Origin of the sequence: Citricoccus sp., from assembly GCF_035445025.1 — a bacterium.
GTDB lineage: Bacteria > Actinomycetota > Actinomycetes > Actinomycetales > Micrococcaceae > Citricoccus.
Genome location: NZ_DAOMPX010000059.1, coordinates 1 through 11,914 on the forward strand (window position 1 = coordinate 1; position 11,914 = coordinate 11,914).

General features: G+C 72.8%; 13 protein-coding genes, 2 tRNA genes and 1 riboswitch. Of the genes, 13 read left to right on the top strand and 2 right to left on the bottom strand.

Annotated features, from left to right (window positions below; translation table 11 throughout):
• Positions 1-137 precede the first annotated feature (137 nt).
• Positions 138-208, bottom strand: a tRNA-Cys gene (locus PLJ28_RS13310).
• A gap of 18 nt (positions 209-226) precedes the next feature.
• Positions 227-300 (bottom strand) — tRNA-Gly (locus tag PLJ28_RS13315).
• A gap of 162 nt (positions 301-462) precedes the next feature.
• On the opposite strand from PLJ28_RS13315, the gene PLJ28_RS13320 reads away from it, so the two are divergent.
• The 13 genes from PLJ28_RS13320 (at position 463) to hisF (ending at position 11,800) form a co-directional block, all read left to right on the top strand.
• Positions 463-1,365, top strand: a complete 903-nt coding sequence (locus tag PLJ28_RS13320) for a PD-(D/E)XK nuclease family protein (protein WP_298043651.1) — start codon at positions 463-465, stop codon at positions 1,363-1,365.
• The gene (gene def, locus PLJ28_RS13325) at positions 1,362-1,919 is read left to right on the top strand and encodes a peptide deformylase (RefSeq protein ID WP_298043653.1); all 558 of its coding nucleotides are present in this window, start codon (positions 1,362-1,364) and stop codon (positions 1,917-1,919) included. The genes PLJ28_RS13320 and def overlap by 4 nt, the downstream gene beginning before the upstream one ends.
• A complete protein-coding gene (locus PLJ28_RS13330) occupies positions 1,916-2,929 on the top strand; it encodes a methionyl-tRNA formyltransferase (RefSeq protein WP_298043655.1) in 1,014 nt (337 codons plus the stop codon). Before def ends, PLJ28_RS13330 begins: the two co-directional genes overlap by 4 nt.
• A complete protein-coding gene (locus tag PLJ28_RS13335) occupies positions 2,869-4,473 on the top strand; it encodes an RsmB/NOP family class I SAM-dependent RNA methyltransferase (RefSeq protein ID WP_502876456.1) in 1,605 nt (534 codons plus the stop codon). The genes PLJ28_RS13330 and PLJ28_RS13335 overlap by 61 nt, the downstream gene beginning before the upstream one ends.
• Positions 4,473-5,162: a ribulose-phosphate 3-epimerase gene (rpe, locus tag PLJ28_RS13340; RefSeq protein ID WP_010142497.1), complete on the top strand. Its 690-nt coding sequence runs from the start codon at positions 4,473-4,475 to the stop codon at positions 5,160-5,162. Before PLJ28_RS13335 ends, rpe begins: the two co-directional genes overlap by 1 nt.
• Before the next feature lie 93 nt (positions 5,163-5,255).
• Positions 5,256-5,399, top strand: a riboswitch (FMN riboswitch).
• Between the two features lie 108 nt (positions 5,400-5,507).
• Positions 5,508-6,266, top strand: a complete 759-nt coding sequence (gene pnuC / locus PLJ28_RS13345; RefSeq protein WP_298043659.1) for a nicotinamide riboside transporter PnuC — start codon at positions 5,508-5,510, stop codon at positions 6,264-6,266.
• Positions 6,263-7,303 carry a bifunctional diaminohydroxyphosphoribosylaminopyrimidine deaminase/5-amino-6-(5-phosphoribosylamino)uracil reductase RibD gene (gene ribD / locus PLJ28_RS13350; protein ID WP_298043661.1) on the top strand — a complete coding sequence of 347 codons (1,041 nt, stop codon included), beginning with the start codon at positions 6,263-6,265 and terminating at the stop codon, positions 7,301-7,303. The genes pnuC and ribD overlap by 4 nt, the downstream gene beginning before the upstream one ends.
• A gap of 19 nt (positions 7,304-7,322) precedes the next feature.
• On the top strand, positions 7,323-7,970 hold the full coding sequence (locus PLJ28_RS13355; protein ID WP_298043663.1) for a riboflavin synthase: 648 nt from the start codon (positions 7,323-7,325) through the stop codon (positions 7,968-7,970).
• Positions 7,967-9,298, top strand: a complete 1,332-nt coding sequence (gene ribB / locus PLJ28_RS13360) for a 3,4-dihydroxy-2-butanone-4-phosphate synthase (protein WP_183525651.1) — start codon at positions 7,967-7,969, stop codon at positions 9,296-9,298. Before PLJ28_RS13355 ends, ribB begins: the two co-directional genes overlap by 4 nt.
• Positions 9,295-9,762: a 6,7-dimethyl-8-ribityllumazine synthase gene (ribH, locus tag PLJ28_RS13365; RefSeq protein ID WP_324590228.1), complete on the top strand. Its 468-nt coding sequence runs from the start codon at positions 9,295-9,297 to the stop codon at positions 9,760-9,762. The genes ribB and ribH overlap by 4 nt, the downstream gene beginning before the upstream one ends.
• Positions 9,763-9,830: 68 nt before the next feature.
• Positions 9,831-10,094, top strand: a complete 264-nt coding sequence (locus PLJ28_RS13370; RefSeq protein WP_183525657.1) for a phosphoribosyl-ATP diphosphatase — start codon at positions 9,831-9,833, stop codon at positions 10,092-10,094.
• A gap of 72 nt (positions 10,095-10,166) precedes the next feature.
• The gene (hisG, locus tag PLJ28_RS13375; protein ID WP_010142504.1) at positions 10,167-11,018 is read left to right on the top strand and encodes an ATP phosphoribosyltransferase; all 852 of its coding nucleotides are present in this window, start codon (positions 10,167-10,169) and stop codon (positions 11,016-11,018) included.
• 11 nt (positions 11,019-11,029) lie between these two features.
• Positions 11,030-11,800 (top strand): imidazole glycerol phosphate synthase subunit HisF, encoded by a 771-nt coding sequence (gene hisF / locus PLJ28_RS13380; protein WP_010142505.1) that lies wholly within the window; start codon positions 11,030-11,032, stop codon positions 11,798-11,800.
• Positions 11,801-11,914 lie beyond the last annotated feature (114 nt).

Here is an 11,914-nt window from a genome sequence, read left to right on the forward strand (position 1 = left end):
GCGATACTGGGATCGAACCAGTGACCTCTTCCGTGTCAGGGAAGCGCGCTACCGCTGCGCTAATCGCGCTGGGGGTTTCCGGTGACCCGGAATCCTTCAGCTGCAGGTCCCCATCCTAGCGGATGGCGACCGATGCGAGGTGGGGACGGGATTCGAACCCGCGTACACGGCTTTGCAGGCCGTTGCCTCGCCTCTCGGCCACCCCACCAGGGTTGGGAGACTTGCGAGCGGATGACGAGATTCGAACTCGCGACCTCCACCTTGGCAAGGTGGCGCTCTAGCCAACTGAGCTACATCCGCACAGAAAACTGGTGACCGGAAGAACCAGTCACCGTGATTTCCAACGAGAGATGACTCTACTGCACGTTCGGGCCGATCGTCCAATCGGCCCCACGGCCCGCGTGTTCACCCTGTCCGGACGCGGCCCTTACCGTGTCCGGACGGATGGGAGAATGGATGACCATGACGCAGCCCCGACTCGCCCACCAGACCGAATACGGCCGCATGTACGCCCGCAGCCTGGACGGCGTGCCGGAGGTCCCCTCCATCACCACGGTGATCGGTCAGCAGGCGGCCGACCTGAGCGGCTGGGCGGGCCACATGGCCGCCACTGCCGTCATCGAGGACCCGCGCCTGCCCCAGGTCGTCGGTTCCCGGCCGCAGCTGAAGTCGGTGGCACGGCAGGCCTCCAGCGCGGCCGAACGGTACCGGGACGAGGCGGCCGCACGAGGGGACCGCGTCCACGACTACGCCGAACAGGTCGGGCTGCGGGCGCTGGGCCGGCCCCACCGCACGGCCGAGGTCCGTGCAGTGCTGGCCGACCACGGGGAGGGCGCCTACGCGGACCGCTTCGACGAGTGGTGGGACCTCTACGACGTCCGGCCCCTGGCCACCGAGCTGACCGTCTGGAACGCGACCGTGGGCTACGCCGGGACCCTGGACCTCGTCGCCACCATCGGCGGACGGACCTGCATCATCGACTACAAGACCAAGGGCACCACGCGCGACGGCCGGGTGAAGCCGCTGGACGCCAAGGTCGTCATGCAGCTGGTGGCCGGGCTGCGCGCCGAGGAGTCCCTCGTCGATCCGGCGACCGGCACGTGGGAGCCCTGGCGCTACGGGGACGCGCCGGTCCTGCTCGGCGTCGCCTTGGGCCAGACCGAGGTCGTCGCCCACCAGGCCAACCCCGAGGTGCTCCCGGCCCACTGGCGGAAGTTCTGGGCCCTGCGCCAGGTCTGGGGCTACTCCCAGATCGCCGACAGCGCCGGCCCGGCACTGCGGCCCATCGGACCCCCTCCGGCCCAGGCCCCCGGACAGGCCCCTGCCGCCGGCCACGGGACGGACGCGACTAAGGTGGGCGCGTGAGCGTCCTTCCCATCCGCACCTTCCCCGACCCTGTCCTGCGCACGCCTGCGGCCGCCGCCGGGCCGGACCGGACCGACCTGCACCGACTGGTGCAGGACATGTTCGAGACCATGGACGACGTCGGCGGCGTCGGCCTGGCCGCCCCGCAGGTCGGCGTGGAGCTGCGCGTCTTCACCTTCGACGTGGAGGGCCGGCGCGGACACGTGATCGACCCGGTCCTGTGGACCTCCGGGGAGCTGGTCACCGAGCCCGGCGAGGGCTGCCTGTCCGTGCCGGGACTGCACTACAACCCGGAGCGGTACTCGGAGGCCGTCGTCACCGGCGTCGATGCGGACGGCCAGCCCGTGGAGTACCGGGGGCAGGGCCTGCTCGCCCGGTGCTTCCAGCACGAGGTCGACCACCTGGAGGGCCGGCTCTACATCGACCGGCTGACGGGGGAGGACCGGAAGGACTCACGGCGCAGACTGCGTGACCGCGCCTACGGCCAGGTGTCGGGGACCACGCAGGCTGACCGCGCCAAGTCCGTGAACTCGAGCTTCGGGGGTGCCCGGTGAGCGCCGCCCGCGCGGACTTCCGCGTCCTGTTCGCGGGGACCCCGCAGACGGCCGTGCCCTCCCTGGAGGCCCTGGTCCAGGCCGGGTTCTCGGTGGTGGCCGTGCTCACCCGCCCGGACGCCCCCGTGGGCCGCAAGCGGACGCTGACGCCGTCGCCGGTCGCGGCGCGGGCCGCCGAGCTCGGGATCCCGGTCCTGCACGCCTCCCGGCTCAGCGGGGAGCCCGGCCGGGACACCCTGGACCGGATCGCCGCACTGGACCTGGACGCGGCCGCCGTCGTGGCCTACGGGGCCCTCGTGCCGGCGGCGGGACTGTCCCTGCCGCGTCACGGCTGGGTGAACCTGCACTTCTCGCTGTTGCCCGCCTACCGGGGCGCGGCGCCGGTGCAGCACGCCATCCTCGCGCAGGAGGCCGTGACCGGCGCCTGCGTGTTCCAGCTGGAGGACGGCCTGGACACCGGCCCGGTCTTCTCGCGACTGACACGGGACCTCGAGCCGGGGGAGACCGCCGGCGAGGTGCTGGCCGACCTCGCCGTCAGCGGCGCCGCGCTGCTGTCAGAGACCCTCGCAGGGATCCAGGACGGAACCGCCCGGGCCGAGCCCCAGTCCGGGGAGCCGACCCTGGCGCCGAAGCTCGGGCAGCAGGACGGTCACGTCGACGCCGCCCAGGCCGCTGCTGCGGTGGCGGCCCGCATCAACGGCACCACGCCGGAACCGGGTGCGTGGGCCCTCCTGGCCGGCCCGGCGCCGGCCGACGGCCCGGTACGGATCAAGCTCGTCGGTGCACGGCCCGAGGCGGTGCCCACCCCGGAGGGGAACGCCCCGGCGGGCCCGCGCCGGCCCGGGGAGCTCGTGGTGGGCCGGAAGGCCGTCCACCTCCAGTGCGCCGACGGCACCATCCGCCTGGAGAGGGTCCAGCCGGCCGGGAAGAAGGTCATGGCCGCGGCCGACTGGGCCCGCGGACTACCCGAGGGGGCCCGGTTCCTGACCGGGGCGGAGGAGGCACGGTGAGTGAGCGGAACAACCGGGGACGGCCCGGCCGGGGTGGCGGCGAGCGGGGCGATGAACGTCGCGACGACCGCGGCCGGACGCGCAACCGTGGCACCTCGGGCGGGCCACGGAAGTACTCCGCCACGGCACCCTCCCAGCGTCGTCGCTCGGCGGACCCGTCCCGGCTGGCGGCCTTCGAGACACTCACCGCGGTCAGCCGCGACGACGCCTACGCCAACCTCGTCCTGCCGTCCCGGATCGCGGCACACCGCCTCGACCGCCGGGATGCCGGGTTCGCCACCGAGCTGGCCTACGGGGCCCTGCGGGGCCAGGGGTTCTACGACGCCGTCCTGGCCACCTGCGTCGACCGGTCCCTGGACCAGCTCGACCGCCCCGTGCTCGACGCGCTGCGGCTCGGGGCCCACCAGTTGCTCGGCATGCGGGTACCCGCCCATGCCGCCCTGGACGCCACCGTGGCCCTCGTCCGGGACCAGGTCGGCGCGGGGCCCTCGGGCCTGGTCAACGCCGTGCTGCGCAAGGTCAGCGCCCAGGACCGCGAGGCCTGGCTGGAGCAGCTGGCACCGGCCCCGGGCGACGACGACGCCCTGGCGATCCGCCACTCACACCCGCGGTGGATCGTCCGGGCGCTGCGCCAGTCGCTGGCCAACCACGGCCGTCCCACGAACGAGCTGGACGCCCTCCTCGAGGCGGACAACGCCGCCCCCGTCGTGAACCTGGTGGCGCTTCCCGGGCTCGGCGACCTGACGCCGGTCCTCGAGGCCGGTGCCGAGCCCGGCGCCCTCGCCCCGGAATCGGCGCTCTACCGGGGCGGCGACGCCGGCCGGTTGCCCGGGGTGCGGGAGGGCACGGTCCGCGTGCAGGACGTCGGTTCGCAACTGACCGCTCGCGCCCTGGCCGGGGTGGAGCCGGGGGAGGCCACGGGTGAGCGCTGGCTCGACCTGTGCGCGGGCCCCGGGGGCAAGGCGGCCCTGCTGGCCGCCCTGGCCCATCAGCGGGGGGCCACCCTGCTGGCCAATGAGGTCGCCGGACACCGCGCGACGCTCGTCGAGCAGGCCCTGGCCGCGGTGCCGCGGACGGCGTGGTCGGTCCGCTGCGGCGACGGACGGGACGTGGGCGGCGAGGTCCGGTCCGGTCAGCGTCAGCCGTTCGACCGCGTCCTGGTCGACGCGCCCTGCACCGGACTGGGATCCCTGCGCCGCAGGCCGGAGTCGCGATGGCGGCGCCAGCCCTCCGACCTGGGACCGCTCACCGAACTCCAGCGCCAGCTGCTCGACTCCGCCGTCACCGCACTGGCCCCCGGCGGCGTCCTCGGCTACGTGACCTGTTCGCCGCACCCGGCCGAGACCGTGTTCCAGGTCCAGGACGTGCTCAAGCGGCACCCGGAGCTGGAACTGCTGGACACCGTGGGCGCCCTCGACGCGGTGGCCACCGGCGACGTCTCCGGTGCGGGGACCGCCGGCGCACCGGGCACCGCCCAGCTCTGGCCCCACCTGCACTCCACCGACGCCATGTTCATGGCCCTGTTCCGCAAGGGAGCCTCGTGATGACCCACGCCATGCCGCACCGCGCCGAGCACACCCGGGGGATCCACATCCACCCGTCGATCCTGTCCGCCGACTTCGCCCGGCTCGCCGAGGAACTGCAGCGGATCGGCGGAGCGGACGCGGTGCACGTGGACGTCATGGACAACCACTTCGTGCCGAACCTGACGTTCGGGCTGCCGGTGGTGCAGGCCATCCGCTCCGCGACCGACCTGCCCCTGGACGTCCACCTCATGATCGAGGACGCCGACCGGTGGGCTCCGGGCTACGCGGAGGCCGGGGCGGAGTCCGTGACCTTCCACGCCGAGGCCTCCGTGGCACCGATCCACCTGGCCCGTGAATTGCGCCGGCACGGCGCCCGGGCGGGGATGGCGATCAAGCCCCAGACCGCCGTCGAGCCCTACCTGGACATGCTCGCGGACCTGGACATGCTCCTGCTGATGACCGTGGAACCGGGCTTCGGCGGTCAGTCCTTCCTCGATGAGGTCCTGCCGAAGATCCGGCGCGCCCGCGAGGCCCTGGACGGTTCCGGCGTCCCGGTGGCGCTCCAGGTCGACGGGGGCATCACCGAGGACACCATCCTGCGCGCCGCCGAGGCGGGGGCAGACGTCTTCGTGGCCGGCTCGGCCGTGTACGGCGCCGAGGACCCGGCGGGCGCCATCGAGGCGTTGCGGCGCGCGGCCCTGGGCTGACCACCGCGGGGCCGGCGGGCCCCCATGACGCAGTGAGACATGGAACACGTCGCCTGCACGGGATGCGCGCCCAGACGTGGCACAATGGGGTCCAACGTGCTCCGGGGTCGGTGAGAATCCGAACCGGCGGTCAAAGTCCGCGACCCGCGAGTCGGCCTGCATCCGCAGTGCCGATGGACGGTTGAACCGGTGGAATTCCGGTACCGACAGTTAAAGTCTGGATGGGAGAAGCACGTGCAGCCCCGCCGTTCGGCGTGGAGTCGGAACCGTCATGGTCCGCACCCACTCCGAAGGGCGGACTCGCAGCATGATTCCCCGGAGCCGCCGCGTTCCGAAGGGAGAATCATGGACATCATGCGGTGGCTCGTCGACCTGTTCACCTGGTACATCCCCGTCGCCGGCGGGGGGCTGCTGGTGCGGGAAGTGGTCGGCAACATCTTCGGACTGGCCTCGGCCCTGGGCGGCATGCGCCGCAAGGTCTGGGCGTGGCCGGTCGGCATCATCGGCAACCTGATCCTGCTCACCGTGTTCCTCTCCGGCCTGTTCGGCGGGGCGGACACCGCGAACCTGCTGGGTCAGGCCGGTCGCCAGCTCATGTTCATCGCCGTGTCCGTCTACGGCTGGCGGCAGTGGCGCCGGGCCAGGGCCGAGCGCCACGGCCGGCACGGTATCGCCGACAACACGGCCATCTCGCCGCAGTGGGCCGGCTGGAGGGCCCGCATCGGGATCGTGGCCGCCATGGTCATCGGCACCGTGGCGCTCACGCCGCTGTTCAGCGCCCTGGGATCCTACGAGCCCGTGTGGGCGGACGCCTGGACCTTCGTCGGCTCACTGATCGCGACCTACGGGATGGCCCGGGGCTGGGTGGAGTTCTGGCTGGTCTGGGTGGCCGTCGACGTCGTGGGCGTCCCGCTGCTGTTCAGCGCCGGTTACTACGCCAGTGCCTTCATGTACCTGTTCTACGGCGTGTTCACCCTGGTCGGGTTCTTCGTCTGGGTGCGCGCCAAGGCACACGAGAAGCCGGAGGTCGAGACCCTCATCCCGGACCCGACGGTCCGGCCGGCCGCGCAGGACCCCGTCCCGACCCCGGTCCACACGCCATGAGCGGGACAGGCACCGTGGCCGTGGAGGCCACCCTCGAACTGGCCGTGCAGGCGGCGCTGCGCGGACCCCGGGGCGCGAACCCGCTGGTCGGCGCCGTGATCACCGTCGGGGACGAGGTGGTGGCCACCGGTCATCACCGCGGCCGGGGCACGGACCACGCCGAGGTGGACGCGCTGCGGCAGTTCCGGGGCGGAGGCCACGATGCGGCCGGTGCCACCCTGTGGGTCACGCTCGAGCCCTGCGACCACACCGGTTCCACGGGTCCGTGCACCGAGGCCATCCTGGCCTCCGGCATCCGGTCGGTGCGCTACGCCGTCGCCGACCCCACGGGGACCGGTGGCGGTGGAGCGGCCCGCCTGCGCGCGGCCGGTGTGGACGTCGCCCGGGTCCCCGACACCGCCGCGGGGACAGCACTCTCGCTGAACCGCCGCTGGCTCGCCGCCCGGGACGCCGGACGGCCCTTCGTCACCGGGCACCTGGCGCAGTCCCTCGACGGACGGGTGGCCGCCGCGGACGGGACGAGCCAGTGGATCACCGGCGAGCAGTCTCGCCGCCACGCCCACGAGGTCCGCTCTCGGGTCGACGCGATCGTGGTCGGCACGGGCACCGTCCTGGCGGACGATCCCCGGCTGACCGCCCGCCGCGACGACGGCACGGAGCATCCCGTCCAGCCCGTGCCGGTGGTGCAGGGCCTGCGCGACGTCCCCCGTGACTGGCTGCACGTGCGCAGCCACGACCCCGCCGAGGTGCTGGCCGCACTCGAGGGGCGGGGCGGTCCCTGGCCCCACGGCGGCGCCACCCCCGGCCACCTGCTCATCGAGGGCGGCCCCACCGTGCTCTCGGCCTGGCTCGCGGCGGACCTGGTGGACGAGCTGTTCGTCTACCAGGCACCGCTGGTCATCGGGCACGGCCCCTCCGGGCTGCACTGGCCGGAGAACACCACCCTGGGCCAGTCCCGCCCCCTCACCCTGGACGACGCCGAGACGGGTGGACTCAGCCGCCTCGGCCAGGACGTCCTGATCCATCTCTCCGCCTGATCACCCCGAAGGAAGAAACATGTTCACCGGAATCATCACCGAACTGGGCACGGTCTCCGCGCTGGAGTCCCTGCCGGAGCAGGACGCCGCCCGGCTGACCCTGCATGCCCCGCAGTCCCTCGTGGGCCTGGAGGACGGCGGCTCGATCGCCGTCAACGGGACCTGCCTCACGGCCACGGACATCCGGGCCGCCGCGGGCACCGTCACCGTCGACGTCATGGGCGAGACCCTGCGCCGCACCACCGTGGGCACCCTGGCCCCCGGGGACCGCGTGAACCTCGAACGCTGCGTCCCGGCGAACGGACGCCTGGACGGCCACGTCGTGCAGGGCCACGTCGACGGCACCGGCACCGTCGCCCGGATCGAGGTGCACGGCGACTGGCGGCAGGTGCGCATCGCCCTGCCGGCCGGCCTGGGCCGCTACGTGGCCGAGAAGGGCTCGATCGCCGTCGACGGCGTCTCCCTGACCGTGAGCGCGGTCAGCGCCCCGGCCCCGGGGCAGGACTGGTTCGAGGTCGGCGTCATCCCGGCCACCCTGACCGCCACGACCCTCGGCACCCGTGTGGTGGGGGACCGGGTGAACCTCGAGGTCGACGTCCTGGCGAAGTACGCCGCCCGCCTCCACGACTACGACCGGGCCCTCGAGACCGAGGAGGTGACGGCATGAGCGCGATCCACCTGGACCCGATCGGAGCCGCCGTGGCGGCCATCGCGGCGGGACGGGCCGTCGTCGTGGTCGACGACGAGGACCGGGAGAACGAGGGGGACATCGTCTTCGCCGCCGATGCCGCGACCCCCGAGCTCGTCGCCCTGACCGTGCGGTACACCTCCGGTGTCCTGTGCGCGCCGATGCCCCCGGACGTCGCCCGCCGCCTCGAGCTGCCGCCCATGACGGACCGCAACGAGGACCCCAAGGGCACGGCCTACACCGTCAGCTGCGACGCCATCGCCGGCACCACCACGGGGATCTCCGCCGCCGACCGCGCCATCACGCTCAAGGTCCTGGCCGACCCGTCGTCCACGGCGGACCTGGTCAGCCGGCCCGGCCACCTCTTCCCGCTGGTCGCGGCCCAGGGCGGGGTCCTGCAGCGCCGCGGCCACACCGAGGCCGCGGTGGAGCTCTCCCGCCTGGCCGGGCGCGCCCCGGTGGGTGCCATCGCCGAACTGGTCAACGACGACGGCACCATGATGCGCCTGCCCGAGCTGCGCCGGTTCGCCGACCGCCACGGCATGCCGCTCGTGTCGATCGAGGACCTCGTGGCCTACCTCGAGACCGGGGTGGACCCCGCGCTCGAGGGGCCCGGGTCCATGGCCGTGCCCACGGTCAGCCTGCCGACCCGGTACGGCACCTTCCAGGTCTCCGTGCACCCGGACCACGAGACGGGTGCCGAGCACATGGTGCTGCGCGCCCCCGTGCCGGACATGATGGACGCCTCCGGCCGGCCCCCGCTGGTCCGCCTGCACTCGGAGTGCCTCACGGGTGACGTCTTCGGCTCCGAGCGCTGCGACTGCGGCGCCCAGCTGGAGCACGCGCTGCGCCAGAGCGCCGCCGAGGGCGGGACGGTGATCTACCTGCGCGGCCACGAGGGCCGGGGGATCGGCCTGGCCAACAAGATCATGACCTACGCCCTGCAGGACGCGGGCATGGACACCGTGGCCGCCAACGAGCACCTGGGCCTGCCGGCGGACGCGCGCAGCTACCGCTCGGCCGCGGCCATCCTGCGGCGGATGGGACTGTTCCGCATCCGGCTGGTCACGAACAACCCGGACAAGGCGGAGCAGCTGACGCGCGCGGGCATCCACGTCGAGCAGATCGTGCCCAGCCCGGCACCGGTGACCGAGCACAACCGCGACTACCTCGCGACCAAGCGGGACCGGATGGCCCACCGGCTGGCCGGGGACCTGGTGCCGGATCGCAGCAGCACCACACCCCCGAGGGGGACCCCCACGATGACACCCCTCACGACACCCACGACCACAGGAGGACAGGCATGAGCGGACACGGAGCACCCCAGGGACTGGACATGACCAGAGCGCGCGCGGAGTCGCTGCGCGTCGCCGTCATCGCCGCGCAATGGCATGACGAGGTGATGGACGGGCTGCTGGCCGGCGCCCGCCGCGCGGCCGCCGAGGCCGGGATCGAGGCGGTCGAGGTGCGGGTCCCGGGCACGTTCGAGCTGCCGGTCGCGGCCGCCCGGCTGGCGCCGCGGTTCGACGCCCTGGTGGCCCTGGGCGTCGTGATCCGCGGCGGCACCCCGCACTTCGAGTACGTCTGCTCCGGGGCGACGGACGGACTCGTGGACGTCTCCGTGCGCACCGGGACCCCGGTCGGCTTCGGGGTGCTCACGTGCGACACCGAGGAGCAGGCGCTGGACCGCGCCGGGCTTCCCGGTTCCAGCGAGGACAAGGGCTACGAGGCCTTCCAGGCCGCCGTCCTGACGGAGCTGGCCCTGCGCTGACGCCCCACGTTCTTCACATACGGCGGCGACGGTCCGGGGCGGGGCCGCGCGGTCGGTACGCTAAAGGGGTGAAAACCTTCGATGAACTCTTCGCCGAGCTGCGCCACAAGGCCGAGACACGGCCGGAGGGCTCCGGCACCGTCGCCGAGCTCGACTCCGGGGTCCATGGGATCGGAAAGAAGATCGTCGAGGAGGCGGCCGAGGTCTGGATGGCCGCCGAGTACGAATCCGACGACGAGGCCGCGGAGGAGATCTCCCAGCTGCTGTACCACCTGCAGGTCCTGATGATCGCCAAGGGCCTGACCCTGCAGGACGTCTACCGGCACCTCTGACCCGTGCCGGTTCCCGCACCCGGGATCGCCCCCGTCCACCCACTCGTCACCACCCCAGGAGAACCAGCACCCATGCTGCGCATCGCCGTCCCCAACAAGGGCGCCCTGTCCGAGGCCGCCCGCGACATGCTCCAGGAAGCCGGCTACCTCCAGCGCCGCGACTCCAAGGAACTGGTCATGATGGATCCGGAGAACCAGGTGGAGTTCTTCTACCTGCGCCCCCGGGACATCGCCGTCTACGTCGGCCAGGGCACCCTGGACATCGGCCTGACCGGCCGGGACCTGTTCCAGGACGCCCAGGTGAACGGCTCCGCCGAGGAGATCATGGCCCTGGGCTTCGGCAAGTCCACGTTCCGCTTCGCCGCGCCGGTGGGCCGGTTCTCGTCCCTGGCGGACCTCGAGGGCAAGCGCATCGCCACGAGCTACGACGGGCTGCTGGAGGACTACCTGTCCACCCAGTCGGTCAAGCCGGAGATGATCGTGCACCTGGACGGTGCCGTGGAGTCCTCCGTGAACCTGGGCGTCGCCGACGCCATCGCGGACGTCGTGGAGACCGGTTCCACGTTGCGGGCCGCCGGCATGGAGACCTTCGGCGAGCCCATCATGCGCTCCGAGGCCATCATCATCGGCCAGTCCGGCAAGCGTCCCGAGGGCCTGGACGTGCTGCTGCGCCGCCTCCAGGGCGTGCTGGTGGCCCGCCGCTACGTGATGATCGACTACGACGTCAGCCGGGAGAACCTGGAGCGGGCCTCCGCCGTCACCCCGGGGCTGGAATCACCGACGATCTCGCCGCTGCAGGACGAGGGCTGGGTGGCCGTGCGCTCGATGGTGCGCAAGGAGGACACCAACAAGGTGATGGACGAGCTCTACGACATGGGGGCCCGCGCCATCCTGGTCTCCGCCATCCACGCGATCCGGATCTGAGAGGAGCCCCCGTGACCGTTGCCGTACGTGTCATCCCCTGCCTGGACGTCGATGCCGGCCGGGTCGTCAAGGGCGTGAGGTTCGAGGACCTGCGGGACGCCGGTGACCCGGTCGAGCTGGCCCGCCGGTACAACGAGGCCGGCGCGGACGAGCTGACGTTCCTGGACGTGACCGCGTCCACGGCCGACCGCTCCACCACCTATGACGTGGTCGCCCAGACCGCCGAGGAGGTCTTCATCCCGTTGACCGTCGGGGGCGGGGTGCGGTCCGTGGAGGACGTGGACAAGCTGCTGCGCTCGGGTGCGGACAAGGTCTCCATCAACACCGCCGCGGTCGCCCGGCCCGAGGTCATCGACGAGATCACCCGGCGCTTCGGCTCCCAGGTGCTCACCCTGTCCCTGGACGCCCGCCGCACCGACGACCCCTCCGTGGCCTCCGGCTTCGAGGTCACCACCCACGGCGGCCGGCAGGGCACCGGCATCGACGCGGTGGCGTGGTGCCGGGAGGCCGCCGAGCGGGGGGTCGGGGAGATCCTGCTGAACTCCATCGACGCGGACGGCACCCAGGAGGGCTTCGACCTCGAGATGATCCGCGCGGTTCGCGCGGTCACCACCGTCCCGCTCATCGCCTCCGGCGGCGCCGGCTCCCCGGAGGACTTCCCGCCGGCCATCGACGCCGGCGCGGACGCCGTGCTGGCCGCCTCCATCTTCCACTTCGGTCCCGTGGACATGATCGCGCGGGTGAAGCAGGCCATCCGGGAGGCTGGTCACCCTGTCCGCTGAGGATCCCCGGACCGGTCGGGCCACCCAGGTCACCCCCCTCGTCCTGCAGCGGCTGACGGCACTGGGTTGGCCCGCGATCGAGGTCCAGCAGGTCGAGGGCTGGTCCGTGCGGTT

Coding starts and splice junctions, on each gene's coding strand:
- ribB (WP_183525651.1), top strand. CDS start 7,967: ATGAGCGCGATCCACCTGGACCCGATCGGAGCCGCCGTGGCGGCCATC.
- hisG (WP_010142504.1), top strand. CDS start 10,167: ATGCTGCGCATCGCCGTCCCCAACAAGGGCGCCCTGTCCGAGGCCGCC.
- PLJ28_RS13355 (WP_298043663.1), top strand. CDS start 7,323: ATGTTCACCGGAATCATCACCGAACTGGGCACGGTCTCCGCGCTGGAG.
- ribD (WP_298043661.1), top strand. CDS start 6,263: ATGAGCGGGACAGGCACCGTGGCCGTGGAGGCCACCCTCGAACTGGCC.
- PLJ28_RS13320 (WP_298043651.1), top strand. CDS start 463: ATGACGCAGCCCCGACTCGCCCACCAGACCGAATACGGCCGCATGTAC.
- pnuC (WP_298043659.1), top strand. CDS start 5,508: ATGGACATCATGCGGTGGCTCGTCGACCTGTTCACCTGGTACATCCCC.
- rpe (WP_010142497.1), top strand. CDS start 4,473: ATGACCCACGCCATGCCGCACCGCGCCGAGCACACCCGGGGGATCCAC.
- ribH (WP_324590228.1), top strand. CDS start 9,295: ATGAGCGGACACGGAGCACCCCAGGGACTGGACATGACCAGAGCGCGC.